The following is a 25,667-nucleotide window of genomic DNA, read 5'->3' on the forward strand; positions in this document are numbered from 1 at the left end:
GGTAGCGAGCAGATGCTGCAACAATACAAAAATAATACCCACCATCAACGCATACGAGGCATGAGTCAGGCTAAAGCTTTATTTTTATTAAAACGCGCCTAAGCTCAACAACATCCTACCAAAACACACAGCAACACACAGTTGTTCAATAAGGCTGCCCGACGTTTGAGGTTAAGCGCCACATCTAGCCTTATTTGCAATTTTTAATAGTAAAGCCACCTTTGTTTACGCATAAACAAGCTATTTCAGCTGATCATTCTCATTTTTGGGAAATTTGTATAGCCTTTTAATTATATTGAGCGGTTGCCGCCTCTTTATTTCTCTCCTAACATGGCTGTCTTAATATCTACTAATATGGCTGTCTCAATGTTTATCGCATTACTGCTATTTTAGTCGTTGATATCAGTCGCTTCGTGCATTTGAAAAAGAGTCACTTGGAATTCGTGTCTCAGCACTCGATTCTTTGCCGTTGTTGTAAGTGCCACATGCCTATGAAGCCATTAAGCCATATCGAATATTCGATTAGTTTGAGGTCGTGGAGTCTTTAATGAAATTTCCAAACTTCAAAAGCCTCTAAACAATACATATAAACCCAATACAGTTATTGAGCGCTAATTCTATATTGTCTACAATAGCGGACTTTTATTTAATTCAGGTCATCAACATGAACGATACTACATTACCACCCGCTTTACCGGACAGACTCTCCAGTAATCCCCGTAGCCCTCATCATGTGGAAGAGATTTTCGAGCATAACATTGGTATTTTGTTGAACGGCAAAGAGCGCACTAATGTTGAGGAATATTGCATCAGTGAAGGTTGGGTTAAAATACCCTCTCCAAAAGCATTAGACCGCAGAGGACAACCGCTTCTCATTACTCTAAAAGGAAAGGTTGAAGCGTTTTACAGCTAAGATATTACCCCCTGCAGAGATTTAAGTTATAAATAATCCAGTCATTAAAAAAGCCTCTTAAGAGGCTTTTTTAATGACTGGATAAATCTTTACCTATTTATAAAACAGCCATAGCCGCTGCATAATTTGGCTCTTCTGTAGTTTCAGCGACTTGTTCAGTATAAATAACATCTCCCGACTCATCGATAACCACTACACTGCGTGACAACAAACCAGCCAATGGGCCATTTGTAAACGCAACACCATAACTTTTACCAAAATCACTTCTAAAACTAGAACCTATTGCAACATTATCTATACCCTCAGCACCACAAAAACGTGCAGCGGCAAAAGGCAAATCAGCAGACACACACAATACTTTAGTATTATTTAGTTCACTGGCACTTTTGTTAAAGGTACGAACTGATGTTGCGCAAACAGCAGTATCAACTGAAGGAAATATATTGAGTATCACTCTGGAGCCTGAATAATCTGCTAAGCTGACTTGGGAAAGATCTGTTTTTACTAATGTAAACATTGGCGCTTTGCTGCCAACAGCGGGTAAAGTACCCGCTGTTTCAAATGCGTTGCCTTTTAATGTAACTGTAGCCATTTTAATCTCCTTGATGTAATTCATTAGACAGTATGTCGATAGAAATAGTGGATAAAATCAGACAATTGCAGATGAACAGGCCGAGCTGTAAAACTGCGATGTTAACTGTAGTATGGGCATAAGAAGATAAATCAAGGTGTTTGCCAATGATGACTGCTAAAGTAAGGCTAATTGTTTCAGCTCTTATTTCATTTGTATTTTATTTTTGCTGGTCCTATTGGGCTAACCAAATGGTGTCAACGGACCAAGCTTTAGTGTTGCGATCGGCCATGGTGCAAGGCAGCCTCAGCGCTACCATCACTGTTGTATTTACTTTAGTATTAGAAAAATCAGTCGCTAGGTTCGCGGGAATAAAGATATCACTGCTATTTGTGGTACCGATAATTTGCTCTGTACACTCTAAAAGCAGAGAAAACATTGCCATTTTTAAGGCCTTCAATTCTGCATTAAATACCTCAGCAAAATTTCTCAGCGGTAATGCAATTCCAGGTACCTTACTAGCACCGCTTTTACCTATATTTTGTCAGGCCACTATTGCCATTGTGATAAACCTGCTGAATCAGACCCCAAATCTATGGTTGACGGTAGCACCCAGTATAATAATGACCGCAATTTACGGCTACATGTATACGTTTACCCTGTTGACCCAACAGCAGAAGCGATCTTCTCTAGAGTGATGAATTGGTAATCATGCGCATTTTTTTCATCTGCTAACAGTAATTGCTCAGCACTTTGTTGCCAGTGGTATGTACTTAGATAGTCTGGAAAATAAGTATCTCCACTCACTTCTAGTTCAATTTGAGTGAGATAAAGTCGATGACATAAAGGTAGAAAAGTATCGTAGATAGTACCACCACCAATAATCATTACTTCTTCGGCACCCGACACAGCCGCTAACGCAGATTCTGCGCTAGAAACCACTATCGCGTCTGCAAGTTGCAACTGCGTATCGCGAGAAATAACAATATTGGTTCTGCCCGGCAAGGCTTTCCCGATTGAATCGTAAGTCTTACGCCCCATAATGATGGGCTTGCCGATTGTAATGGCTTTAAAATGTTTTAAATCAGCGGGAAGATGCCATGGCATCTTATTACCCGCTCCTATGACACGATGTTTAGCCATCGCTGCAATCATTGAAATTATCATAGTCACTCTTTCACTAGGCTATTGAGTCAGCGCTCTATTTTTTGTAGATAACTTCCACATCATAGTCATCTTCATCAAAATCGTCGTCATCATCTAGGTCATCTTGCAGGTCATCAAAATCAGAATAAGGTTTATTCAAGGTATCTTGATGATAAGTATCCCACTTAAAGCCTACATCTTCAGTTAAGTCTTCTACTTCATCAGGTGGCAATGAGCTAATAAAATCCATCACTTTGTGACAAAGTTTTAAAGTACCATTCTTTTGAATACCCGATATTTGATAGTATTCGCCTTCCCATTCTAAGGCTTTAAGGATTTTCTCAACAAGTTCTTTAACTTCATCTTCTAACAATAAGTCGATTTTATTAAACACCAACCAACGGGGTTTTGCAGCAAGTTTAGGGTTGTAGTTCTCTAATTCGGCGACAATCGCTTTGGCATTATAAATGGGATCAGAGCCATCGGCAGGCAATAAATCGATCATATGTAATAGCACACGACAACGCTCTAGATGTTTAAGAAACTGAATCCCAAGACCCGCACCGTCTGCTGCGCCTTCAATCAAGCCAGGAATATCGGCAATGACAAAACTACGCATAGCATCTAGTCTTACTACACCTAAGTTTGGTACTAAGGTAGTAAAGGGATAATCTGCCACCTTTGGTTTAGCCGCAGAAACACTGCGAATAAGGGTAGATTTACCTGCATTGGGCATGCCCAATAATCCAACATCAGCCAATAACAATAGTTCTAATTTAAGCTGTCGGATCTCACCGGGAGTACCATTAGATTTTTGTCTGGGTGCACGGTTAGTACTGGTTTTGAAACGTGCATTACCCAAGCCATGATAGCCACCTTGTGCCACTTTCATGCGCTGTAAATTTTGCGTAAGGTCACCAAGTACCTCGCCAGTTTCAAGATCACTTGCTCGTGTGCCTACCGGAACATGAAGTTCAAGATCAACACCACCACGACCAGTACAGTTGGCACTAGCTCCGTTTTTTCCACGCTCGGCACGATGAAAACGTTCAAAACGGTAGTCAATAAGAGTATTTAAGTTTTCATCTGCCACTAAATAGACACTGCCGCCATCGCCACCGTCGCCTCCATCTGGACCACCATCGGGTACATATTTTTCACGACGGAATCCGACAACACCGTTACCGCCGTCACCAGCTTCTACACGAATAATCGCTTCATCAACAAATTTCATTACTTACTCAATACTCAATTAATGACCAAAGGTGAAACCAGTATAGATAACTTATCTGATTCCAACAAAAAGCCCCGCTACAGCGGGGCCTTTCTATACCGTTGGCGGTTGTTACTTATTCAGCAACAATGCTTACGAATTTGCGGTTGTTAGGACCTTTAACTTCAAATTGCACTTTGCCTGACGACAATGCGAATAAAGTATGATCTTTACCAATACCCATGTTACTTCCAGCATGGAACTTAGTTCCACGTTGACGAACAATGATATTACCGGCTAAAACTGACTCACCACCGAAACGCTTAACACCAAGACGTTTACTTTCCGAGTCACGGCCGTTGTTTGTACTACCACCAGCTTTTTTATGTGCCATCTCTGCGAACTCCTATTAAGCGCTAATGCCAGTGATTTTCACTTCCGTGAACCACTGACGGTGCCCCATTTGTTTACGTGAATGTTTACGACGACGGAACTTAACGATATTTACTTTATCGCCACGACCATGAGTTACAACTTCAGCAGTAACCTTGCCACCATCAACAAAAGGCATACCAATTTTAACATCGTCACCATTGCTCACCATCAAAATATCACCGAATTCTACTGACTCACCAGGAGCCACTTCGATTTTTTCAAGGCGAACGGTTTGGCCTTCAGCCACACGGTGTTGTTTACCACCACTTTGGAAAACCGCGTACATATTAAACTCCGCTCTGCGTTCATAACGCTATATTCAAAAACAGGGCGCGAATTGTACGTGATGAGGTATTTTCAAGCAAGCCCCTATTGCAATTAATTTGGTTAAATATGCGTCATTTTTTTAGATGGGCGAACTTATTGATTTATAGCGCTAAACTGGTGCTGGATACTCAGGCTAATTTCTGTAAAATCCCCCGTCAATTATACTGAAAATTTGTATTTAAGTGAGCATTGTATCTTGGGTATGGAATTAGAAGAAATACGACAATTAGCCCATTCGGACATGTTGGCCGTTAATGAATTGATTCAACAACAGGTTAATTCTGATGTTTCCCTCATCAATCAGTTGGGTTTTTATATTGTTAACAGTGGCGGTAAACGACTACGTCCGTTATTAACCGTGTTAGCTGCGCGTGCCGTTAATATTCAAAATGATCAACATCACACATTAGCCGCCATTATTGAGTTTATCCATACTGCCACCTTGTTACATGACGATGTGGTTGATGAATCGACTATGCGTCGCGGTCGAGAGACGGCTAATGCCGTGTTTGGTAATCAAGCCAGTGTGCTGGTTGGTGATTTTTTATATACCCGCTCATTTCAGATGATGGTTAGTCTAAAACGCATGCGCGTGATGGAAATTTTGTCTGATGCCACAAATGTGATTGCCGAAGGAGAGGTCTTGCAATTGATGAATTGCAATGAACCAGGCACCACTGAAGCGCAATACATGCAGGTAATCTACAGCAAAACTGCACGATTATTTGAAGCGGCCACTTTACTAGCCGCTGTTCTTACAGATCAGAATGAAATAATCGAAAAGGCAATGCAAGATTATGGTAAGTATCTTGGCACCGCTTTTCAGTTAGTCGATGACATACTTGATTATGCAGCCGACAGTGAAGACATGGGCAAGAACGTGGGCGATGATTTAGCAGAAGGCAAACCAACTTTACCACTGCTATATGCCATGTGGCATGGCAACGAAAGTCAAAGTGCTATGATAAAAGAAGCTATCGAAACCGGCAATGGTATGGATAAGTTTGAGCTTATAATGCAAGCCATGCAGCAAACAGGCGCATTAGACTATACTAAACAGCAGGCATTAGATGCAGCAGATAAGGCGATTACAGCGCTTGAGGCCCTGCCTGAGTCACCTTATAAACAGGCCCTGATAGGTTTAGCGCATATTTCGGTTGAGAGAGCTGCATAGGGTTATAGCTCGTTCCTTGTTTTTTTGAAATATTGAACAAACAAGGGACCTTTAGTCTATTTTGTATCTAGTTTGACTCTGCCACTAACGGTTGAAACATTCACACTTGCCTTACCATCATTGATACTGAACTCCAACCAACGGTTCGGACCGTACTTGTCTTTTTTCACTTCATCATCAGACAACTTATTACTAATATTTCCACCCGCGTGAGCCTGGATATCAAAACGAGCAGAGATATCTTTTTGAAAAAATAACTCCACTGAACCTCCCACAGTTGAAACATCGACTTCGCCATTTTTTTGTAGGGTCATAGACGCTTCAATACTGCCATTAACTGACTCAAGGTTAAGTTGATGCACATTGTCTAAAATAAGTTCTATGTGGCCATTTACCGTCTCTACCTGCAACTCTTGACTGCTAGAAGTCACTCTTATATTGCCATTTACGGAACTGTAGTGGTCTTCTTTACCAGATGAACTTTGGGACTCTATCTGACCATTAACGGTTTCGATTTTTACGTCTCCACGCAATTCACGAGCATTAATGTCGCCATTGACTGATTCCAATTTTACTCTATTACTTAGATTTTTAGCCTCAATGCTACCATTTACGGTTTCAATTGCGGCACCTCCTGCAATATCACTGGCTTTTACATCGGCATTAACTGCACTGTAACTAATACTGCTTTGTGCCGGCACCCAAATTTTTAGGTCATCACCATCATCAGAACTCCAGTTGCCCCAGCCTTTATTATTTTTGACTTTGACCTTAATGAGCACATCGTTACCATCCCGCTCAAAGATAAATTTATCAGTTCTATCTCCCAGCTTACCGGTCACTTTAACTTGCGCCTTATCCCAGCTAGCAATATTGGCTTTACCGTTAATGTGCTCAATTTTTATATAAGAACGCTCACTAACATCTAAGCTTTGATCGACACTTTCACTTGCTTGCACCGTGAAAACCAAGCTGACAAGTGCTGCACTTAACCACAATATTTTCATTTAACTTCTCCTGTAAAGCTTAAATTTGCGACCACTTTGGTGAATGGACTCGCTCAATCAAATTAATTTGTTGCTGATATACGTTTTGCAGCAACTTGAGTAGCGCTAAGTTATTTGGATCATTTTTTAAGGCGGCTTTAATTGCAGCCTCAGCCTCATCCAAGCCGATGAGTTGTTGCTGCCAGTTTTCAGTTAAGGCCGGCTGATCTTTAAATCTCACTAGTAAAGCCTGTTTTTGCGTAAAATGTTGCTCACTTAGTTTTGCCACTAAATCGCTACCACTGGTTGGTTGGTTAAATTGACTCATAGACAACCAGCCGAGTGCGCCAACCACTAAGATAGACGCGGCTAATAAGCGCAGTTTTTGAAAGCTCCTACCTTGTTTGTGGTCACTGATCTTTTCAACTAAGGCTAACTCTATCCCTGGCCAAAGATCGCGAGATGGTAATTTTTCTCTCTCTAAATTATCTAGTTGCTGCGACAGCTCTTGTTCAAAATTATGCTGATTCATTATTCATCCACTCCTGTAACAAGTGCTTTGCACGATGAAATTGCGCTTTGCTCGAGCCGACAGCCATCTGCGTCATTTGTGCAATTTCTTCATGGCGGTAACCCTCAATTGCGTGTAAAACAAAGACTATTCTCGCTCTTTCAGGCAATTTCAAAACGTAGTGTTCAATATCTACGTTGCTGCTGCTACCTTCATCTACCTCATTAACTGCAGGGGAATCCTCAAAATTGAGCATTCGATACAACCAGCCCCGCTGCTTACGCAAGTAGGTTATAGTGACGTTTGTTGTCACCGTATGTAGCCAAGTAGAAAACTTGCTTTGCCCTTGAAAATTCCCCATTTTTCGCCAAAGCTGGATAAACACTTCTTGTGTTGCATCTTCGGCTAACATTTTATCAGCGGTTAAACGGTAACAAAGACCATATACCTGCCCAATATACTGGTGATATAGACGTTGATATGCCTGTTTGTCTCCAGCTTGAACAGCCCGAATTAAGTCCATATCGCTCTTGGCCACAAACTTATGTTCAGCTGAAACAACATTTCCTTGTATGGTCAAATTATCGTCTTCATTATGGTAGTTAATAGATAAGTCGCGCATTAAACTACAATGGTTTAAAGGCGAAAAAAAATAAATATTATTTTTTCAGTTGATGGATATATTAATGAAAATTACAGGTTTATACAGCGGTAGTAAGGCATTTATTGGGCCTAAGTCAGATCCAACAGGTATTTTTAAACAAACTCGTACTGAAGCAAATGTCAACGCACTAGGTATCACTGATGATATTCAGGTAGATAAGCGTTTTCATGGTGGACCAGAGCGCGCCTTACATCAATTTTCATTGCGCAGTTACCAAAAAATTATTCAACGCTTTCCCTTGTTACATCAGCAAGCGTGGCCTGGCTCAATTGGTGAAAATATCTCAGTACCGCTTATGCATGAAGACAATGTATGTATTGGTGACACCTACGTAGCAGGGACTGTTATTATTCAAGTCAGCAGTCCCCGCATACCTTGCTGGAAAATAGATGAAAAATTTCGACAGCCTAAACTCCATATTTTTATACGCCAGTGTCAACTAAGTGGCTGGTATTACAGAGTCTTGCAGAATGGATGTATCCGTGTGGGAGATAAACTGAGCTTAGTTGACAGGCCGCAACCACAAATGTCTATTCATTATTTTTTAACGCAAATAGATAAAAATCCAAAAGATATGGGATTTTTAGACTTAGTGAAAAAGACCAAAGAACTGGATCCCCAGTGGCTGGATAAATTATTGGCTACGAGATAAATGAGCCGCATACAAAAACACCGCCAGTAGGCGGTGTTTTTTAATCACTTATCTATTCACTAGGCTTAATTAAGCTTCTTGAATGATAACAATTTTAATGCTTGCAGTAACGTCTGAGTGTAACTGTAAATCAACAGTGTATTCACCAGTATCACGTAAAGTACCGTTCGGTAATTTAACTTCAGCTTTAGTCGTTGCAAAACCAGCCGCAGTAATTGCGTCAGCGATGTCACGCGTACCAACTGAACCGAACAACTTACCTTCGTCACCAGCAGGAGCAGCAATAGTTACTACAGCTAATTCAGTAAGTGCAGCAGCACGAGCTTCAGCAGCAGCAAGTTGGTCAGCAATTTTTGCTTCTAACTCGGCACGACGTTGCTCAAACTTTTCTACGTTTACTTTAGTAGCAGGAACTGCTTTGCCCTTTGGGAACAAAAAGTTACGTGCATAGCCTGATTTTACAGTGACTTTGTCACCTAAGCCGCCCAGGTTGGCAACTTTGTCTAGTAGTATGATTTCCATCTTTGCTACCTCAGCGATTACTTGTGAGAATCAGTATATGGAAGCAAAGCTAGGAAGCGCGCACGCTTAATAGCAGTTGACAACTGACGCTGATATTTAGCGCTAGTTCCAGTGATACGGCTAGGTACAATTTTACCACTTTCAGTGATGTAGTTTTTCAACATTGCGATATCTTTGTAATCAATCTGAACAATACCTTCAGCTGAAAAACGGCAGAACTTACGACGTCTAAAAAAACGAGACATATTGTTTCTCCTTATTCTTCATCTTCAGAAGTATTAGCTTCTGAATGAGCAGGTTTGTCATATGACTTCTCGTCACGCTTGTCACGACGTTCTTCTTTAGCCATCGGAGATTGTTCAGTAACAACATCTTTGGTACGCATAACTAGGTTACGCAAAATAACATCATTAAAACGGAAAGCAGTCTCTAATTCTTCAATCGCTTCAGCAGTTGCTTCGGCATTGATTAAGACATAGTGCGCTTTGTGCAATTTGTCGATTGGATATGCCAATTGACGACGGCCCCAATCTTCTTGACGGCTAATAGTGCCGCCATTTTGGGTAAGAATTCCAGTATAACGCTCGATCATACCTGGAACTTGTTCACTCTGGTCAGGGTGAACCATGAATACGATTTCGTAATGACGCATCATATTGCTCCTCACGGTTGTAGCCTCGACAGCACAGCCAGACTGTATAGAGACAAGGAACTAAATTAGGTAGCTGTTTTAAGCGGCGCGGATTGTACATAAACTGGACTTTTGGCACAAGACTTATTTGGCTTAAGGCAGGTGAAAATGTTGTTTTTCAATTATTTAACAGTAGTTGGGTGATTTATTAGGCCTAGCTGCCTCTTATATTGCAGCTAAGCGCGCCTATTAGGTTTCTTGAATCAGCGCCCTGCCACTTGCTCTTCGCTCTCATACAATCGCCACACTAAGCCAACTCCAAGCGAATAAGTGCTTTTCTTCTTAAATAAGGGGCTATCGACATTAGCTGCGCCTGAATGTATTGCTACATTGCCTCCTAAAAAGATCCGAACATCGTGAGAAGCGTTAAACGATACGCCAATGGATAAGTCAGTCCCTAAATAGCCTCCCCGGGCGTTAAAAGCCTGACGTTCACTATTAACAAACTCACTATCCACTTGATAAAAATAATCATGTAAACGTTCACTGGCCCATGTCGGAGCCAAACTAATTGACAAGGCAGTTTTGTCGCTTAACCATCCTTTTTGCCGATAAGCCAATTCAGGTTGCAATACCAACCCGCGATAATCCAAACCGGAGAAATCGGTAGAGAATGCAGCGCGAGTTTGCAAATTGAGAAACAACTCCCCCTTGCCATGGCGCTTAAACTCAAAATTAGTCAAACGCAACTTAAGCTGTGGACCTAATTCAAATATAAAGTCGAGATCGGGCATACCTTGCCTAGCGATATTGTCATCAGAATTTGCATTAAATGAACCCGCCAAAGATAAATCTAACTCGTAGTTACTTTTATCGATTGCAACTGCCCGAGCTATCGAGCCATCGCCCACTCGGAATGTTTCTCCTCGATAAATAAAATAAGGCGCTGCGAGCACATTATTTTGACTCTGGTCAGCAGCCGGATATTCTGGCGAGCGAAATATAGCGGCAAAAGCGCCCGCTTCCCACAGGGGTTGAAGTTCATCCTCTAATGCAATTTCTTGTTGAGCAAAGCTTAAGCCGCTTGCTAACAGACAAGTGACAGCGATGGTTAATTGCCAAAACCGCTGAATATTATTTTTAATTAACACAGTCTCAATACTTCTTTTATAAATTTTGTTTAATCTATACCGCTAGTTTATGACAAAAGATCGATAGTCAAACCAGTATTTGCTCGAATTTGGTGAGCCGAACCTTCTCAGAAGCCCTTAAGCAAATGCAATTTTTTAATTTATTTTTAAAGTCAACCCTTGAGATACTATCTGCCAGCCCCATTTATCCCCCCAGAACAACGTTCTAATTAGAATTTTCGAGCGATTGAAGCGTCGGTCGCTCAACTCAACTCTCGGTTTGTCGAGAGTAAAATTAACTTAAACATTGGAATTTTCGGGAGATTTGAAAATGGCAATTCGTCCTTTAAACGATCGCGTTATCGTTAAGCGTCACGAACAAGAAAGTAAATCAGCAGGCGGCATCGTACTTACCGGTTCTGCAGCTGAAAAATCAACTCGCGGTGAAGTTATTGCTGTTGGCAATGGTCGTACCTTAGATAACGGCACTGTTAAAGCAGTCGACGTTAAAGTTGGTGACATCATCATATTCAACGATGGTTACGGTGTTAAAACTGAAAAGTTAGATGGCAAAGAAGTCCTTATCTTAAGTGAAAATGACATTCTTGCTGTTGTTGAAAAATAAGAACAAGACCCGTTAATCAGAATTTAGAGGAAATATAATCATGGCAGCTAAAGAAGTACGTTTTTCACAAGACGCCCGCGCTAAAATGCTGGCTGGCGTTAATATCTTAGCCAATGCAGTAAAAGTAACCCTAGGCCCTAAAGGTCGTCACGTTGTACTAGACAAGTCATTTGGTGCACCTACCATCACTAAAGATGGTGTATCTGTTGCGAAAGAAATCGAACTTGCTGACAAGTTCGAAAACATGGGCGCCCAGATGGTTAAAGAAGTGGCGTCTAAAGCAAATGACGAAGCCGGTGACGGCACCACAACAGCAACCGTATTGGCACAAGCTATCGTAACTGAAGGTTTAAAATCAGTTGCTGCTGGCATGAACCCAATGGATCTTAAACGTGGTATCGATAAAGCTGTTATCGCCGCCGTTGAAGAATTGAAAAAATTATCTGTACCTTGTGCAGACAGCAAAGCGATTGCCCAAGTAGGTACAATCTCTGCAAACTCTGATTCAGAAGTAGGCGAGCTAATTGCCGAAGCTATGGATAAAGTAGGCAAAGAAGGCGTTATCACTGTTGAAGAAGGCCAAGCCTTACAAAACGAACTTGACGTTGTTGAAGGTATGCAGTTTGACCGTGGTTATTTGTCTCCTTACTTCATGAACAATCAGGAAAACGGTACTGTAGAACTTGATTCTCCTTACATCCTGTTAGTTGACAAAAAAATCTCAAACATTCGCGAAATGTTGCCAACTCTTGAAGCCGTAGCTAAATCATCTAAGCCTTTGTTAATTATTGCTGAAGATGTTGAAGGTGAAGCATTAGCGACACTAGTAATCAACAACATGCGCGGTATCGTTAAAGTTGCAGCGGTTAAAGCACCTGGTTTTGGTGACCGCCGTAAAGCTATGTTACAAGACATCGCAATGTTAACTGGTGGAACAGTGATTTCTGAAGAAATCGGTTTAGAGCTAGAAAAAGTCACTCTTGAAGACTTAGGTACAGCTAAACGCGTTGTTATCACTAAAGATAATACGACGATCGTTGATGGTGCTGGCGAAGAAGATGCGATTAAAGGTCGTGTTGCGCAAATCCGTGCACAAATCGAAGAATCAACCTCTGACTACGACAAAGAAAAGCTGCAAGAACGTTTAGCTAAATTAGCTGGCGGCGTTGCGGTAATTAAAGTTGGCGCAGCCACTGAAGTTGAAATGAAAGAGAAAAAAGCCCGTGTTGAAGATGCATTACATGCAACTCGCGCAGCGGTTGAAGAAGGTGTAGTACCTGGTGGTGGTGTTGCTTTGGTTCGTGCAGCAGCCAAAGTAGGACACTTAGTTGGCGCCAATGAAGATCAGACTCACGGCATCAAACTATTGCTTCGTGCGATGGAAGCGCCTTTACGTCAAATCTCTACTAATGCCGGTGCTGAAGCTTCAGTTGTAACTAATGCTGTTAAAAACGGTACTGGTAACTTCGGTTTTAACGCAGCAAATGACACCTACGGTGACATGATTGAAATGGGTATATTAGACCCAACTAAAGTTGTGCGCTCAGCCTTGCAATTTGCAGCATCAATTGCCAGCTTGATGATCACTACAGAGTGTATGATTACCGACGCTCCAAAAGAAGAAGCTGCCGGTGGCATGCCTGATATGGGCGGCATGGGTGGTATGGGCGGTATGGGTGGAATGATGTAACAGCCATCCTCAATATTAAGTATTGATTTTAAAGGGTTTATTTATTCTCTGTAGAGCCATTTGTAGAGACATAGATAGACCCTTTTGTTATTCCACGACATAGTATTATCTCAGTTCGTTAAATCCCTTCAGAGCCACACACAGCTGCACAAAGTAACTACCATTCCGTTCTTTAACACATAAACTTAAGTTCATCAGCGTTTCATACAGAGAGCCATAGGGGGGAGGGTCTGGGGTGTTTGGTTTGCCTTACGACTGCATCGTGTCCTTCCCGTTAAGAAAAGCGTTGTTTTGAAATCTTTAGTTTATGCACGGTAAATAATACACTGTAGAGGGTTCCTATTTGAACAGGAAATATTTATTCGTTAATTAAATATGTACGCCATCTTCCTATTCTACAAGTAAAAGAATTAGATATAATGTGCTGACTACTTGACCAAAGAAAAATGATAGTTAAAGCTACTAGAGAATGAATAACTGACAAAGGACGTTTGATGAGACAGATTAACTTTAATAAATTGTTAGATGAGATACCCTTATACACAAAAGCCAAAGTATCTGGTTTTCTTTGTGAACACATAATTGAGGATCAATCCCATAAACTAGGAATAGGAATTACCGCTACAAATTTTAAAAGTGCTAAGATTTCAGAAAAACTACAGCCACGCCTTTATTGTGACTTTGAAAATTGCAAAAGCCACACTTACTTTGAATTCCTACATGGTGTTGATCACTGGTTAAAGCTAACAGAAATCAACGAGAAAAAAGTTTCTTTCAGGTGTTGTAACTGTAGACGCTCAACTTATACATTTTTTCTAGAAATTAATCCTCTAGTTGATAGTAAGGCTGACAACACTACTGATTTTGAAATTCAAAAAATAGGTCAAATCCCCCGTCATGGGAAGCGCATCCCTACCAAAGCGTCAAAAATTATTGGGAAAGAACGAGATTTATTTTTTAAAGGTAGTCTCAGTGAAAACCAAGGTTTAGGTATTGGTGCTTTTTCCTATTACCGCAGAGTATTGGATTTACAGAAAGATAAAATCTTTGATGAAGTTATTAAGGTGCTAAAGCTAACGTCTCGTAATGAGGCCTTAGTCCAAGAGTTAACAGATGCTAAAGCAGAAACACAGTTTACAAAAGCTGTTGATAAAATCCAGACTGCTTTACCTGATGGTTTACTAATTGGAGGACACAATCCTCTAAAACTTCTTTACTCTGCCTTAAGTCAAGCGTTGCATTCCCACACTGACGAAGAATGCTTAGAGTTGGCGCAAGATATTAAAGTTGTTTTATTTGAATTTTCAGAAAAGTTAGATTCTGCATTAAAAGAAAGTGTAGAACTTAATGAAGCGGTCAACAGATTAGCTAGAAAAAATTAAGTGGTAATACGTAATACAATTTTAGGGCTTTCCACAAGCTTTCTTTCCTCAAGTGTAGCTCTTAGACCATGCTAAATAGGAACACAGATATGAATACAAATACCGTTCCTTTTTAGATTGTTTTTTGTTAATGAATACGATAGCATCTCAAACTCTAAGAGTTAAAAAGGAACACCTAGGCATGGGTAAGTATCAAACAGTAGCTTACATTCGAGTATCATCTGTTCAGCAAAATACAGATAGACAGTTGGTTGATGTTGAGCGTGATAAAGAATTCATTGAGAAAGTCTCAGCTAAAGACACTGAGCGTCCGCAACTGAAGGCAATGTTAGAGCATGTGCGAGAGGGGGACACTGTGGTGGTTCACTCAATGGATAGATTAGCTCGCAATACTAAAGACCTACTCGAAATTGTCGAGACTCTGAAAGCTAAAGGTGTGAGTGTTAAATTCATAAAAGAGAACTTAGCGTTTACTGCTGATACTGATAACTCAATGAATAATCTATTGCTAACAATGTTAGGCGCAGTGGCACAGTTTGAGCGAGAGTTGATGTTGGAGCGTCAGCGTGAAGGCATTGAGGCAGCAAAAGCTAAGGGTAAATTCAAAGGTCGTAAAGCTACCATCGATAGTGATTTAATTATAGCAGACATTGCTGGTGGGCTGTCAGTCCGTAGGACCGCTGCCAAGCATGGCATCGCAGTAAGTTCAGTGAGTCGTATCATTAAGAAATCAAAGGCAACTTAAAGTTAGTTGCAGTCTCTCAAAGCTCATCATTAGACTTTCTCTTAATGATATCTGACCACTCAAGCAGGTGGGCTAATATGCAATCAGGTAATGTCACTAGTCTATCGTCAGATCATGCGTTGGATTCATTACTGTTTCCTCCTCTATACCCCGCCAATACTACAATATAGAAGGTATACAGGAAGTCTTTCTGTGGTAGTAATTACAGCATCCTTGATGAAAGCTAAAAGTCCTCATCAGGCTCTTCAAGAGGCTCCTCAGGGCCCTCTTTTAGTTTGCCACTACCAAGACCAATTCCATAAATAATAGCAGTAGAGAACTGATCAGAGGGATTGCCTATTGTATGTCGCCATGGGCTTGTGCTGCCTCCTTCGAATCTCTTTAATTGTTGCTCCAGCATGGTGATTGGTGGTATGCCCGTAGGTAGAACATCAGGATCAATATACCCACACTTCTTAGGTGGCTTGTACCTCTTTAATTCAAGCTCGTTCACCAGCCTAATAAGATCATATTGACCACCGCACCATTGCCTCACCTTGAGTGATGTTCCAAAAGGTTTTTTAAGTGTATAAACCCTGTGACTGTGATCTATTGGGTTAGCGTTGTAAGCTTCTTTATTTGCCTTTGCTGTAGCTATAAGTAAGTTCTCAGTGGTAAATCTACCTTGATAACCATTCCCTTTAGCAGGATCTCTATGACTGATATGGTAGTCATATTTAGGTATAACTTGACCCCATTTTGATTTATATCCTATACCGCTCTTTCGAGTTTTCCATAATTGATAAATACCACTAATATCTTCCTCATTGAAGGGCATGCTGTCAGGTGATTGCCTAGTTGTTGCCTCAGCAAACCAACGGCCAAAAGAGGACAACCAGAATAGACCACCAAAGCACTCTTTACATTTGGTACTCGTTCGTCCACCAGCTCGTCTAGCAGGGACTCTGCGTTTGCTACAGGAGCTACATTTTCTGGGTTTTGGATTACGGCTATCCGTCATTGCAGCCAATTCTTTTGAATTATCATCGTTACTTTTCTCAGTATGTTAACGGTATTATGGAATAACTCCTTCACTCTCAAGTTACAACTGAATCGTTGTTATAAGACCATTTTCAGTATAGATATAAGCTCTGTTACGAATAGTCCCAAAGACAAATTGCTTTTTAGTTAAGTCTTTTGTAATCGTCACATTGATGTCCTCTGGAGAGCCCATTACATACATCATGCAAGCCTCATTATCTCCAATCCCAAAACCATCAGCACCACAGAGTTCGACTGTTTTTATTATTCTTCCTTTTGCCACTAATTCTTCTGTGATTCTTTCTTGCTGCTTTCTATTGGATCTTTCAATCCTTTCGTTTGTTTCTCTCTCTGATTTCAGCTCAACAAATTGTGCTTTGTAAAACTTGTATTCAGTTGCTATTGTCTCTAGCGTTTCCTTAGGTAAGAATGATTTCCTTGAGCTAATTATCAATATATCCGCTAAATATTTAGCCCTGTCTTCATAGTTTAGTGCATGTCTATCCGCTAGTACTTTTATGCAGCCAAAAGCATCCTCTACCCCAAGTGCATCCATATAATCGTCAGTTATTGCATTACTATTAATACCATTACCAATGTCAAAGCAAGCGTGACTAGCGTGCTCAGGACTGATCCCCATTGAAATCTGTTGATTGATTGTATCTTTGCTGACACAAGCACTCAGGAGTAGTGATGCAAGTAAAATATAGTGTGGAGGTGAGATTTTCATTAAATAAGTTCCCTTTATTTGAATTACATCTTATCGATGCTGTTCTGTGTAATTGTTTATCTTAATGTTTTAAATATCGATGGTTAGAGCCAATCTCTCTCAATAATGATTGCAGCCGCCTCTGTAGCAGCGGCTAACTCTTTCAGTTCGTCAGCCTTTAAGTAATAGCCATATGTCATTGTTTTACTGTCCCCAGAGTGCCCTATAATGAAAGAAGCTGTCTGCTCGTTTACTCTAGCTCTGCCATATGCAGTACTCGCGTGTACTCTGAAAGAATGAAAGCACAGATCGCTCTTTTTTGATATGTTCTCAACTTTAAAGTCACTGAATACTCTGGACGCGGTCTTAGTTGGCAAGCCTATAAGCGTTTCACCTGTATAAGCTATTTTCAGCAAGCGTTCTCTAATAAGCTGGTGTAAAACCTTAGGTAATGGAACCGTGCGTTCAGCCGCAGGTGTTTTACCGTTGCGAATATACAGGGCCATCATATTACCTTCTTGGTGAACATCTTCGCTAGTGAGATTACATAACTCACCTATGCGACAGCCAGTGTATAAGCCAAGGTTTACTAATACATTTATATTATCAGTTTCACCCTTTGCCCATGCAATAATTTGACGTACTTGGTTACGGTTAAACAATTGCTTCTTAGCAGTGACGGTTTCCTTACCATAATGAGCAAACGAGTGGGATTCAAAAGGGTTCTCTTTCTTGTTTATTTTGCCCATGCTCCATGCGTATTTGTACATCGTCTTCAGTCGACTAATATAACCTGACACTGTAGAGGGAGAATAATCCTCAATAAGCTCCTCAATAAAGCCAACCACTGTTAACCTGTCTATAGTTATCAACGGAATGTCATGCTTATTACAGAACCTGAGAAAACGCTGGGTAGTCGATTTAACCTTACTTAATGTATCTCTATTCTTTCGTTGATTGTTGACCAACCAGTCGTTCATTGCTTCTCGCAACGTGTAAGAGTACTGAACAGGAATACAGCCTTCATCTACTGCTCTCTTTGCATCTCTTTGAATGTCTGGATGACACTCAGTGCCAACTAAGATAGAAGTGTCAAGCTGATTATATGGTGCAAAGAGATCAGCCCCACCATAGACGTTCTTAGCCTCAGTTAATGTATTATAAAAGCTAATAAACGTAGAGCGTCCACCATCAATTGCTTGTTCTTTCTGATGACTAATTTGAGCCAGCAACTGATCTCTGCGTAGCCGCGCTGTTTTAACACATGCTGTTTGCAGTGACTTAGTATAGACCGCTTTACCTTCATACAAGTGTTGGATTGTGCTGGGTATCCTCATGGAGAAAAGCCAGACATCACGGTTCTTACGTTTCTTTAAATACTTAGTGTCGCTTGATACTGCCATGTGGAGTCATAGGTGGAGACGAATGTAGAGACAAATGTTACCACAAAGCCTTTAGATACGGGTACTTATATCGTTGCGTGTTATTTAGGCGGCATGATGTAATCCAATTGGATTACCCTCTACTCAAAGCATCGCTTTGACATCTAAGTTGCTTGTGCAATAAAGAATAAGAAACCCGCTTCGGCGGGTTTTTTATTGCCTGCATAATCTAACATGCATTTATCGCTAACTACTCAAGTTAATTATGGCTGAATAACTTAGGCGTTCTGACTTTGCCACCCGTTACTATGGCTGTCCTATTAACTAGTTAACTATTGGTCCTGCTAACTACAGCTCTTTATTATGGCTGTCCTAATAACCCCTTATTAACTCTGCTACTAACTATTTTGAGTTTGTTGCTTGTTAAATATGGCTGTCATGTTAACTGCTCGAAGTAAATCTGCTCCCGCAGAGGCTTTTTACCTGCGAACTATGGAAATTAAGGGTATAAGGCCCTATGCTGAGCAGGTATCGCAATTTCTGCCTCCTTAAGTATGTTAAACCCCACATAATCGAGAAAAATAAATGTCAAAATTGAATCTGGTAAGGCTGCTTTTCATTACCTTTTTACTGTCATCCTGCGCCGCCCTGACACCAGATTACGAAAAACCTGACTTGCAGCTTACTGATTTACAGATTCTGCCATCACAAGGACTGGAGCAGCGCTTTCGCCTGAAATTCCGTGTTGTAAATCCGAATAACACTGCCTTTCCAGTAGATGGCATGAATTTCAAGTTAAGTTTACGTGGACTTGCAGTGGCTACTGGCGTAAGCGATAAGACATTTATCCTGCAGCCGTTAAGCGAAAATACCTTTGAAGTAGACGTCAGTGCCAGTCTGTTTAATTCAGGTCGAGTGCTGCTGGACATTCTTAATGCAAAACCCCAAGAGTTAGCTTACGAGATCAATGCCAAAATATTCACCAGTAAAGGCTTATGGGGCAGTATTCCTGTGACTAGTGCTGGCGTCATTCCATTAGGGCTTAATCAGCAGAGCAACTGATTAAACTTAGGTTGGCTGCATAAGCATATAACCATAACCATAACCAGCATACTTAGCGGCAGAACAAGCCCAAAGGATTGTGCTCGGTTATCCTAATGCGCTTTAACGCAGTGTAATAAGCTGGCTAAAACCCCCTATTTGCGGCAACTTCATAAAGTTTGGGCTATATGCATAGAAACAACGTAATCAACTAAACACGATAGTCGAGTCAGTAGGAAAATGGTGTAAAACTGACAGACAAAGCGCAGAAATATTTATGCTAAACTGCGCGTCTTTTTAAATGAATGGGTACAAAAATGACACTATTGAAAAACACAAGCCTGATTTTAGTGTTGATGTGCGGGCTTCAACAACTTGGCAGTCCGGTTTATGCACAAGAATCTACAGAACAAGTAACGGCCAGCACCGATGTGGAAGCAACCATGAAAACCATGTCTATGACCTATAGACAAGCTATGTTAGCAACCGAACCAAATGTAATGCTGGACATGATCACCAAGTTACAGCAGTTGGTCGCGTCAGTACAATTGGTGCAATTTGACCAAAAGAGACAGTCGATTTTGCAGCAGGGATTAACTGAGGTGCAATTACAACTAGATTTAGTGCATGCAAGCTTGGTTGTTAGTGATATTACAACGGCAAAACAGCAGTTAGAGAGGGTTGACGCCTTGAAAAAACAATATCATAAAAAACGCAGTCCCAGTTTATGGCAACTCCTTTTTGGCAGTGACTAAAAAGGCCAAAGGCCTTGTTCTGTTTGCTAAGAGCACAAACAAAGATCTAAAAATATACAATTGGGTTGCGCATCAGTAAAACCTGTTCAAAGCTTAGTTTTTAAGTGAGTTATGAAACTAGTCTGATGATCTTTACTGTTAGGTTTTAATGTCCTTACTTTACTACATCTGAGGTTTATAAAGTGTCTGCACTTAGCGCTACCTGACGCTATACTTTGGCTCATTGACTGCAATGGCTTGGGGTTAAAAGTAACGAACAGCACACTGCAGGTTATCCCTTAGATCGTTCCTATCTTATTGCTCGTGTTAGTATTAAACCACCAAAGCTAATTAGCAGAGACTATGGCAAAGCCGAATTCCAAAGCCCCCTCTAAAAGTGTGAGTATTTTCTGTAGCAATTGCCAACATCAGCTGTTTAGGTATAAAAAGGGCGGAAAAGGCGCGCTTATAAAATGTTTTAAAGAGCGCATTACTCAAGATTTTACAACACAAGCTGGAACATGCCCTGCATGTGAAACCGTGTTTGCCAGAGATATGCTTATACGCGGCACCCCTGCTTTTAAAATGATAGGTGGCAAAGTTTGGTTCAAATAAGCTAAAAATTAGAAACCACAAGAACAAGTATCAAAAAAGACATGCAATCCCTAAACTAAGTTGAATTTTAAAACTGTAGCGTGATGTAGGTCTACCGAAATCATCTTTCATAGAGCATAATTTAAGCCTCACAGCCAGTAACGGTAACGTTATCCAAAAAGCTTAAACAGCTAAAAAACCAGCAAAAACAAACTTCGTTGCATAAGTCTGCTGAGTCACTTACTCTTTTGTTAAAGACTACAAGGAAGCCATAATATCTTGAAGCGATTTTTGAGCGAGCTCAGACGACGCAAAGTTGTCAAATCTCTAGTAGCCTACGTGGGTATTTCTTGGCTTATTTTGCAAATAGTCAGTGTATTGGGCAGCATAATAACCATGAGCCCATTAGTTGGTCCAGGGACATTTTTGCTTTTGGCCTGCGGTTTACCTGTGGTGCTTTATTGGTCTTGGCATTTTGATTTCAGCTTTGGGGGCATCTCGCGCACACCAAGCTTGGATGAAAAAACAAACCCAAAGTTAACACCCCTCGGGTGGTTGCGCTGGACAGGCCTGATGGCAGTAGTACTAGTCAGTGGTTTTTTGAGCGTGCATTATTTCGACCTTATAAAACAAGAGCAACAAGTCAAACAGGCAAGTTTGCCCAAAGTAAGCTTAGCAGACTCCATTGCCGTGCTGCCCTTCACCGATAAAAGCCCAGCGCAAAATCAGAGCTATTTAGCCTTAGGACTCGCAGAAGAAATCACCAGCTTACTGGGCCGTTCAGATGACTTTAAAGTCTCAGCCTCACGCTCCAGTCAAATTTTAGCAGAGAAAGGCTTGGGGCCCGCAGAAATTGGCCAACGTTTGCAGGTAGCAACCGTTCTCACTGGCAGTGTTAGTGCCATCGGTGAGCGCTTAAATGTGCGTGTTGAGCTATTAGCCAGCGATACTGGCCAAACCTTATGGACTGAAAATTTTTCGCGTGAATTAAAAGATGTCTTTGCCATAGAAAGTGAAATTGGCCGTGCGGTAGTTAACTTATTACAAGATAAATACATCGCCGCAGGTAGTTTCGATACCCTATCAAATACCAGCAATACCGATGCCTACGTTATGTACCTTAAAGGTCGCGAACAATACCGCAAACAAACCACTGAATCGATGAAAGAAGCCCGTCACTTATTTGAGCAAGCGGTGGCACTCGATCCAGAATATGCCAAGGCTTATGTGGGCTTGGCTGATACCCTAATTTTACTGGCAGAGGGTGATTCACGTTTTGGCATAATAAAAACCGATATTGCGGCGACGTTAGCTACGCAATACATTGATAAGGCCCTAGCACGCCAACCAGACATGGCAGAAGCCTATGCTGCAAAAGGTTATATCTCGTTTATGTTGAATGATTTTGATAGTGCAATTTTAGACTTTGATAATGCGATTATGTTAAATCCTAATCTTGCCATCGCTTACATGTGGAAGTTTCTAGCGCTCAATTCTTTGCATCGCTTTAATGAATCAATAATTGTTCAAGAAAAATCAGTAGAGCTTGACCCGTTATTCTTAACTAATACCTATAATTGGGGGATTAGACTTACAACACTTGGTCGGCTAGATGAAGCAAAAATTATTTTTAAACAGTTGGAAATAAATTTCCCAAAATCAACTTTTTCTCATGAAGGATTGGCAAATATTTATTTTAGTCAGGGCGATTATGTCGGCGCTATTCGTGAGGCGCAAAAAGCTAAAAAGCTCTCTCCTGATAACCAAGATTTGGTATTCAAAATACTGGGGCCACTCATCCAATTAGGTTTAATAGACATTATTAAAGAACAAACATCAGATCCTTTTTATGATGCCACTATCTTAATTTTCGAACACAAATATCAACAACTGTTTGAAAAAATGGATTTCGAAGTAGCCGCCAATCCTGATGATTATTGGATCAGTTTTGAAGCCGGGTGGTATCAAGCTATGTTTGGTGATAAACATAAGGCACTTATCCTACTAACTGATAAATCAAATATTATTGACGATGTTGATAAATTTTTTATGCCTCATTGTTCTCCTGCCATTGAAATTGCCTGGGCGCAACAAGAACTGGGTGACTATGTACAAGCCCTTACACTGATAAATCAATGTACACATTTGATGGAAGAGCAGTTAGGCTCATCAGTAACTTATTTTGAACTTTATTATTTATCTGCTCGCATTTATGCCCTGAAGGGCCAAACTGACAAAGCTATACAAGCTTTGCAAACAGCTATTGATAATGGCTGGCGCGAATGGTGGACAAAATACGATCCACTGTTAAAGGGCCTTGCGGAAGAACCTGAATTTCAAACACTCGTGCAATTTATTGATAATGACCTCGCGAGACAACGCATTGAAGCTGCGGCCCTATTTGCAAAATAACAAATAGTTGATTGTAGTCGTTTTTATTGGCAATAGTTTGGGCAGAAGAGGTCTGAACTAATAAGGCAATCTACTGCCGCTGATAATCGCTTTGAGTGGTCAATAGTGCTTGGTCATAAACCAATAAAAAAAGAGGCGTTGCAACGCCTCTTCCTTTATTACCCATAAATAATTTTTATTTCTCTATCTTTGTTTGTCGTCTCAAGATAAGGCCTACCCAGCCTAGTAACAACAAACCAATTGAAGCAGGGGCACTCACATCAGTAGTCGGAGAATTAGGATCAACATTGGCTGGTAATATTCTAAGTTGTTCGTCTTCAGAATAAAAAAACATCGGCGCATTAATAACGTTATACGATGAGTCAAGACTGTCATAGCCGCATATCTCATCTGGAGGCGCGACTGAACCGGGGTCAGGTGGCACTGGGCCAGTTGGATAGGGGTAATTCACTGGATCATTATAATAATAATAATCGTCAACAGCATTTTGATATTGTTGAAATAGACTCAGTGCCGCTTGATAAACATCGAAGGCGGGGTTTAAATCGCATATACGTTGCAGATTTACCTTATCATTGGGTTTATTTCGATCGTAAAATATTTTACCGTTTGGCGTAGTGATACCAACCGATACAAAAACATCGTAATCACCCGCAGCTAAGTCGACATCAGCATTTAATGTAACCCAGCCATCCAAAATGGCACCATCTATGGTGGCTAAATCACCCAAGGTATTAACCTCACCAGGTAAAGTAGGCTGACCACTAATAGACCAATCTACGTCGTACACTACATCTGGTATGCCAAAATATAGGCTGAAAAAGCCAAACATTGACAAAGACTCACCTTCAGTGAATTCCCACACGCAGGGTTCGCCATAAATCTTAAAATTCTCCGCCGCTACCGCGGTATCATATTCTTCCTGAGTAATGCGCCCATAGCTCAACTCGGTATCCCAATAGGCAATTTCATAAGCTAAGTTATCAAGGTCATCATCGGTATAACCGTTAATACATGTATTAGGTACTGAGCCTAAACCTCTGCCACCACCCCCTACGGCACGAAGAATACTCTTGGTAAAAAATTGATCTTCATAAGCCGATTCTTTAATTCTGCCAAATTCGTTGAGGTATTGATTATCAACGTAATAGTAGCCTTCATCAAAATTACTACTATAGCCCCCTCGACCGCTCGTCCTAATTAGACCCGCCTCAACGACTTGGATGTATAAAAACTGCGTTAACAAAAGTAAGGTGAAAATAAGTAGTTTACGGGACATAGCCATTCCTTGATGTTTACTATAAATCAGATGAAGGCACTTGCCATTTGCGAAACAAAACTGCGGTAAGTGTGAATCACAACACTGAGTTTAAGACTCACTTGTGATAGGTTAAAAAATGCGCAAAATTCAAGCCATTTATTTTTTATTGTTATATTACAATCAGTTATATCTTACCGTTAAGAACCAATTTTGAAAAGTGTAAAAAAAACCGACACTTATGAGCTAAAAGTGTATTAAAAATTTCTGAACATAGTGATTTTGCGCATTATGCATGGGAAGCAAACAAACCGCGTACACCACTCAATATTAGCCAGTATCGAGAAATTGTATTTTTAATAATCAGTGCAATACTTGCTAAAACACAAAACTAGCTAAGGATAGCCTTATGGCTGAACCCATCGTTGCTAAACCTACTATTAAAGGTGATCCTGACTCACGCCATTGGCGATGGGGGCAGATTCATTTTGTACTGTCTTTATTGGTGATTCTTAGCGCTTATTATATTGGCCTAAGCTGGTTTTTAAATTTGCTAGATCAAGCCGTTGCAGCTCACTCTCTTGCTGAAAAAAATCAAAATATCATTACGATTTTATTTTTAAAGCAGTTGTTTTGTTTAGGCCTTCTGGGTGGAGCCATGCACTGTCATATTTTTATTGCTAAAGAATTCAATCAGTATCATCGCAACAAAGCCATTACTCACGCGCCCATGGCCATCGATTTTTTAGGCTATATTATGCAAATAGTGGGCGGCGGGCTGACTGGTGTTATTTTATTTTTCGCCTTAAAAACCGGGCTAGTGATCGTCACTTCTGGCTCCCTAGAAAACATAAAAGACATGCCTATTACACTCACCCCCTATGCTGAATGGCTCATCGCGTTTGCAGGCGGTTTAGGCACTCATCATGTAAAAGCCTTTTTAGATAAGTTTGGCCAATCGTCTACCGGCGCCAAAGGTAAATATGGCAATGAGCAAGCAGGACAAGACCCCTCTGCGCCTAAAGATACCCCTGAAAACCTAGGCAAAAGTGCTAAATAAAGACGCTAGAAGATAAGTATGCTGCATAGATAATTTCTGTCGCCCACTAAAGGGTAAATACAGCGCTATCGCTTATTATCCCCACTGCTAATATTTTGTACTTGAGCTTCAACCTGCCGATTACGACAAGCATAAAAATC

At 40.8% G+C, this 25,667-nt stretch carries 29 protein-coding genes; 13 read left to right on the forward strand and 16 right to left on the reverse strand.

All coding sequences use genetic code 11. The features are described from left to right. The first annotated feature begins 664 nt into the window (after positions 1-664). Positions 665-913 (forward strand): DUF3297 family protein, encoded by a 249-nt coding sequence (locus ABKW31_RS19625; protein ID WP_348618292.1) that lies wholly within the window; start codon positions 665-667, stop codon positions 911-913. A 97-nt stretch (positions 914-1,010) separates the two neighbouring features. Here the strand turns inward: ABKW31_RS19625 and tpx are convergent, their stop codons facing one another. Beyond that, entirely contained in the window at positions 1,011-1,505 is a 495-nt protein-coding gene (tpx, locus tag ABKW31_RS19630; RefSeq protein ID WP_348618293.1) for a thiol peroxidase, read from the reverse strand. 146 nt (positions 1,506-1,651) lie between these two features. Between tpx and ABKW31_RS19635 the strand changes: the two genes are divergently transcribed. Next, a complete protein-coding gene (locus ABKW31_RS19635) occupies positions 1,652-2,182 on the forward strand; it encodes a hypothetical protein (protein ID WP_348618294.1) in 531 nt (176 codons plus the stop codon). Here the strand turns inward: ABKW31_RS19635 and folA are convergent. The 4 genes from folA to rplU form a co-directional block, all read right to left on the reverse strand. Next, positions 2,139-2,651 (reverse strand): type 3 dihydrofolate reductase, encoded by a 513-nt coding sequence (gene folA / locus ABKW31_RS19640; RefSeq protein WP_348618295.1) that lies wholly within the window; start codon positions 2,649-2,651, stop codon positions 2,139-2,141. The genes ABKW31_RS19635 and folA overlap by 44 nt on opposite strands. Before the next feature lie 34 nt (positions 2,652-2,685). Further along, on the reverse strand, positions 2,686-3,864 hold the full coding sequence (cgtA, locus tag ABKW31_RS19645) for an Obg family GTPase CgtA (RefSeq protein ID WP_348618296.1): 1,179 nt from the start codon (positions 3,862-3,864) through the stop codon (positions 2,686-2,688). 115 nt (positions 3,865-3,979) lie between these two features. Next, positions 3,980-4,237, reverse strand: a complete 258-nt coding sequence (rpmA, locus tag ABKW31_RS19650; protein ID WP_348618297.1) for a 50S ribosomal protein L27 — start codon at positions 4,235-4,237, stop codon at positions 3,980-3,982. A gap of 15 nt (positions 4,238-4,252) precedes the next feature. Next, positions 4,253-4,564 carry a 50S ribosomal protein L21 gene (gene rplU, locus ABKW31_RS19655; protein WP_068372429.1) on the reverse strand — a complete coding sequence of 104 codons (312 nt, stop codon included), beginning with the start codon at positions 4,562-4,564 and terminating at the stop codon, positions 4,253-4,255. A gap of 243 nt (positions 4,565-4,807) precedes the next feature. Between rplU and ispB the strand changes: the two genes are divergently transcribed. After that, positions 4,808-5,779 carry an octaprenyl diphosphate synthase gene (gene ispB / locus ABKW31_RS19660; protein ID WP_348618298.1) on the forward strand — a complete coding sequence of 324 codons (972 nt, stop codon included), beginning with the start codon at positions 4,808-4,810 and terminating at the stop codon, positions 5,777-5,779. 56 nt (positions 5,780-5,835) lie between these two features. Here ispB and ABKW31_RS19665 read toward each other — a convergent pair whose 3' ends face one another. Genes ABKW31_RS19665 through ABKW31_RS19675 form a run of 3 tightly spaced genes read right to left on the reverse strand, consistent with a single transcriptional unit; the run spans position 5,836 to position 7,856 of the window. Beyond that, entirely contained in the window at positions 5,836-6,786 is a 951-nt protein-coding gene (locus ABKW31_RS19665) for a hypothetical protein (protein WP_348618299.1), read from the reverse strand. Between the two features lie 19 nt (positions 6,787-6,805). Beyond that, on the reverse strand, positions 6,806-7,297 hold the full coding sequence (locus ABKW31_RS19670) for a hypothetical protein (RefSeq protein WP_348618300.1): 492 nt from the start codon (positions 7,295-7,297) through the stop codon (positions 6,806-6,808). Continuing rightward, positions 7,284-7,856 (reverse strand): RNA polymerase sigma factor, encoded by a 573-nt coding sequence (locus ABKW31_RS19675; RefSeq protein WP_348618346.1) that lies wholly within the window; start codon positions 7,854-7,856, stop codon positions 7,284-7,286. The genes ABKW31_RS19670 and ABKW31_RS19675 overlap by 14 nt, the downstream gene beginning before the upstream one ends. Before the next feature lie 106 nt (positions 7,857-7,962). On the opposite strand from ABKW31_RS19675, the gene ABKW31_RS19680 reads away from it, so the two are divergent. Beyond that, entirely contained in the window at positions 7,963-8,592 is a 630-nt protein-coding gene (locus ABKW31_RS19680; RefSeq protein ID WP_348618301.1) for an MOSC domain-containing protein, read from the forward strand. A gap of 69 nt (positions 8,593-8,661) precedes the next feature. Here the strand turns inward: ABKW31_RS19680 and rplI are convergent, their stop codons facing one another. From rplI to ABKW31_RS19700, 4 genes are all read right to left on the reverse strand, one after another. Further along, positions 8,662-9,114: a 50S ribosomal protein L9 gene (rplI, locus tag ABKW31_RS19685; protein ID WP_348618302.1), complete on the reverse strand. Its 453-nt coding sequence runs from the start codon at positions 9,112-9,114 to the stop codon at positions 8,662-8,664. A 17-nt stretch (positions 9,115-9,131) separates the two neighbouring features. Continuing rightward, positions 9,132-9,359: a 30S ribosomal protein S18 gene (gene rpsR / locus ABKW31_RS19690; RefSeq protein ID WP_348618303.1), complete on the reverse strand. Its 228-nt coding sequence runs from the start codon at positions 9,357-9,359 to the stop codon at positions 9,132-9,134. A gap of 11 nt (positions 9,360-9,370) precedes the next feature. Next, positions 9,371-9,766, reverse strand: a complete 396-nt coding sequence (gene rpsF / locus ABKW31_RS19695; RefSeq protein ID WP_348618347.1) for a 30S ribosomal protein S6 — start codon at positions 9,764-9,766, stop codon at positions 9,371-9,373. A gap of 242 nt (positions 9,767-10,008) precedes the next feature. Next, positions 10,009-10,896, reverse strand: coding sequence for a MipA/OmpV family protein (locus ABKW31_RS19700; protein ID WP_348618304.1), 888 nt, complete (start codon positions 10,894-10,896; stop codon positions 10,009-10,011). A gap of 310 nt (positions 10,897-11,206) precedes the next feature. On the opposite strand from ABKW31_RS19700, the gene ABKW31_RS19705 reads away from it, so the two are divergent. From ABKW31_RS19705 to ABKW31_RS19720, 4 genes are all read left to right on the forward strand, one after another. Then, on the forward strand, positions 11,207-11,500 hold the full coding sequence (locus ABKW31_RS19705) for a co-chaperone GroES (RefSeq protein WP_340680979.1): 294 nt from the start codon (positions 11,207-11,209) through the stop codon (positions 11,498-11,500). Between the two features lie 40 nt (positions 11,501-11,540). Continuing rightward, positions 11,541-13,190: a chaperonin GroEL gene (groL, locus tag ABKW31_RS19710; RefSeq protein WP_348618305.1), complete on the forward strand. Its 1,650-nt coding sequence runs from the start codon at positions 11,541-11,543 to the stop codon at positions 13,188-13,190. 494 nt (positions 13,191-13,684) lie between these two features. Next, positions 13,685-14,572, forward strand: coding sequence for a hypothetical protein (locus ABKW31_RS19715; RefSeq protein WP_348618306.1), 888 nt, complete (start codon positions 13,685-13,687; stop codon positions 14,570-14,572). A gap of 181 nt (positions 14,573-14,753) precedes the next feature. Next, a complete protein-coding gene (locus ABKW31_RS19720) occupies positions 14,754-15,317 on the forward strand; it encodes a recombinase family protein (RefSeq protein ID WP_348618307.1) in 564 nt (187 codons plus the stop codon). A 223-nt stretch (positions 15,318-15,540) separates the two neighbouring features. On the opposite strand, the gene ABKW31_RS19725 is transcribed toward ABKW31_RS19720, so the two are convergent. The 3 genes from ABKW31_RS19725 to ABKW31_RS19735 form a co-directional block, all read right to left on the reverse strand. Then, positions 15,541-16,134 carry a hypothetical protein gene (locus ABKW31_RS19725; protein ID WP_348618308.1) on the reverse strand — a complete coding sequence of 198 codons (594 nt, stop codon included), beginning with the start codon at positions 16,132-16,134 and terminating at the stop codon, positions 15,541-15,543. 264 nt (positions 16,135-16,398) lie between these two features. Then, on the reverse strand, positions 16,399-17,067 hold the full coding sequence (locus ABKW31_RS19730) for a hypothetical protein (protein ID WP_348618309.1): 669 nt from the start codon (positions 17,065-17,067) through the stop codon (positions 16,399-16,401). An 83-nt stretch (positions 17,068-17,150) separates the two neighbouring features. Continuing rightward, entirely contained in the window at positions 17,151-18,449 is a 1,299-nt protein-coding gene (locus ABKW31_RS19735; RefSeq protein WP_348618310.1) for a tyrosine-type recombinase/integrase, read from the reverse strand. Between the two features lie 564 nt (positions 18,450-19,013). On the opposite strand from ABKW31_RS19735, the gene ABKW31_RS19740 reads away from it, so the two are divergent. The 4 genes from ABKW31_RS19740 (at position 19,014) to ABKW31_RS19755 (ending at position 23,209) form a co-directional block, all read left to right on the forward strand. After that, positions 19,014-19,490: an LEA type 2 family protein gene (locus ABKW31_RS19740; protein WP_348618311.1), complete on the forward strand. Its 477-nt coding sequence runs from the start codon at positions 19,014-19,016 to the stop codon at positions 19,488-19,490. Between the two features lie 296 nt (positions 19,491-19,786). Next, on the forward strand, positions 19,787-20,224 hold the full coding sequence (locus tag ABKW31_RS19745) for a cytochrome b562 (protein ID WP_348618312.1): 438 nt from the start codon (positions 19,787-19,789) through the stop codon (positions 20,222-20,224). A 342-nt stretch (positions 20,225-20,566) separates the two neighbouring features. Next, complete coding sequence (locus ABKW31_RS19750) at positions 20,567-20,818, forward strand: hypothetical protein (protein WP_348618313.1); 252 nt, start codon at positions 20,567-20,569, stop codon at positions 20,816-20,818. Between the two features lie 270 nt (positions 20,819-21,088). Next, the gene (locus ABKW31_RS19755) at positions 21,089-23,209 is read left to right on the forward strand and encodes a tetratricopeptide repeat protein (protein WP_348618314.1); all 2,121 of its coding nucleotides are present in this window, start codon (positions 21,089-21,091) and stop codon (positions 23,207-23,209) included. Between the two features lie 175 nt (positions 23,210-23,384). Here ABKW31_RS19755 and ABKW31_RS19760 read toward each other — a convergent pair whose 3' ends face one another. Beyond that, positions 23,385-24,488, reverse strand: coding sequence for a hypothetical protein (locus tag ABKW31_RS19760; protein WP_348618315.1), 1,104 nt, complete (start codon positions 24,486-24,488; stop codon positions 23,385-23,387). Positions 24,489-24,876: 388 nt separating this feature from the next. On the opposite strand from ABKW31_RS19760, the gene ABKW31_RS19765 reads away from it, so the two are divergent. Then, the gene (locus tag ABKW31_RS19765; RefSeq protein WP_348618316.1) at positions 24,877-25,527 is read left to right on the forward strand and encodes a hypothetical protein; all 651 of its coding nucleotides are present in this window, start codon (positions 24,877-24,879) and stop codon (positions 25,525-25,527) included. Positions 25,528-25,667 lie beyond the last annotated feature (140 nt).

This window comes from Paraglaciecola sp. 25GB23A, from assembly GCF_040012495.1.
Classification (GTDB): Bacteria; Pseudomonadota; Gammaproteobacteria; order Enterobacterales; family Alteromonadaceae; genus Paraglaciecola.

Bases quoted from the DNA above. Each gene is read 5' to 3' on its own strand.
- ABKW31_RS19625 (WP_348618292.1), top strand. From the start codon at position 665: ATGAACGATACTACATTACCACCCGCTTTACCGGACAGACTCTCCAGT.
- tpx (WP_348618293.1), bottom strand. From the start codon at position 1,505: ATGGCTACAGTTACATTAAAAGGCAACGCATTTGAAACAGCGGGTACT.
- ABKW31_RS19635 (WP_348618294.1), top strand. From the start codon at position 1,652: ATGATGACTGCTAAAGTAAGGCTAATTGTTTCAGCTCTTATTTCATTT.
- folA (WP_348618295.1), bottom strand. From the start codon at position 2,651: ATGATAATTTCAATGATTGCAGCGATGGCTAAACATCGTGTCATAGGA.
- cgtA (WP_348618296.1), bottom strand. From the start codon at position 3,864: ATGAAATTTGTTGATGAAGCGATTATTCGTGTAGAAGCTGGTGACGGC.
- rpmA (WP_348618297.1), bottom strand. From the start codon at position 4,237: ATGGCACATAAAAAAGCTGGTGGTAGTACAAACAACGGCCGTGACTCG.
- rplU (WP_068372429.1), bottom strand. From the start codon at position 4,564: ATGTACGCGGTTTTCCAAAGTGGTGGTAAACAACACCGTGTGGCTGAA.
- ispB (WP_348618298.1), top strand. From the start codon at position 4,808: ATGGAATTAGAAGAAATACGACAATTAGCCCATTCGGACATGTTGGCC.
- ABKW31_RS19665 (WP_348618299.1), bottom strand. From the start codon at position 6,786: ATGAAAATATTGTGGTTAAGTGCAGCACTTGTCAGCTTGGTTTTCACG.
- ABKW31_RS19670 (WP_348618300.1), bottom strand. From the start codon at position 7,297: ATGAATCAGCATAATTTTGAACAAGAGCTGTCGCAGCAACTAGATAAT.
- ABKW31_RS19680 (WP_348618301.1), top strand. From the start codon at position 7,963: ATGAAAATTACAGGTTTATACAGCGGTAGTAAGGCATTTATTGGGCCT.
- rplI (WP_348618302.1), bottom strand. From the start codon at position 9,114: ATGGAAATCATACTACTAGACAAAGTTGCCAACCTGGGCGGCTTAGGT.
- rpsR (WP_348618303.1), bottom strand. From the start codon at position 9,359: ATGTCTCGTTTTTTTAGACGTCGTAAGTTCTGCCGTTTTTCAGCTGAA.
- rpsF (WP_348618347.1), bottom strand. From the start codon at position 9,766: ATGCGTCATTACGAAATCGTATTCATGGTTCACCCTGACCAGAGTGAA.
- ABKW31_RS19705 (WP_340680979.1), top strand. From the start codon at position 11,207: ATGGCAATTCGTCCTTTAAACGATCGCGTTATCGTTAAGCGTCACGAA.
- groL (WP_348618305.1), top strand. From the start codon at position 11,541: ATGGCAGCTAAAGAAGTACGTTTTTCACAAGACGCCCGCGCTAAAATG.
- ABKW31_RS19715 (WP_348618306.1), top strand. From the start codon at position 13,685: ATGAGACAGATTAACTTTAATAAATTGTTAGATGAGATACCCTTATAC.
- ABKW31_RS19720 (WP_348618307.1), top strand. From the start codon at position 14,754: ATGGGTAAGTATCAAACAGTAGCTTACATTCGAGTATCATCTGTTCAG.
- ABKW31_RS19725 (WP_348618308.1), bottom strand. From the start codon at position 16,134: ATGCCCTTCAATGAGGAAGATATTAGTGGTATTTATCAATTATGGAAA.
- ABKW31_RS19730 (WP_348618309.1), bottom strand. From the start codon at position 17,067: ATGAAAATCTCACCTCCACACTATATTTTACTTGCATCACTACTCCTG.
- ABKW31_RS19735 (WP_348618310.1), bottom strand. From the start codon at position 18,449: ATGGCAGTATCAAGCGACACTAAGTATTTAAAGAAACGTAAGAACCGT.
- ABKW31_RS19740 (WP_348618311.1), top strand. From the start codon at position 19,014: ATGTCAAAATTGAATCTGGTAAGGCTGCTTTTCATTACCTTTTTACTG.
- ABKW31_RS19745 (WP_348618312.1), top strand. From the start codon at position 19,787: ATGACACTATTGAAAAACACAAGCCTGATTTTAGTGTTGATGTGCGGG.
- ABKW31_RS19750 (WP_348618313.1), top strand. From the start codon at position 20,567: ATGGCAAAGCCGAATTCCAAAGCCCCCTCTAAAAGTGTGAGTATTTTC.
- ABKW31_RS19760 (WP_348618315.1), bottom strand. From the start codon at position 24,488: ATGTCCCGTAAACTACTTATTTTCACCTTACTTTTGTTAACGCAGTTT.
- ABKW31_RS19765 (WP_348618316.1), top strand. From the start codon at position 24,877: ATGGCTGAACCCATCGTTGCTAAACCTACTATTAAAGGTGATCCTGAC.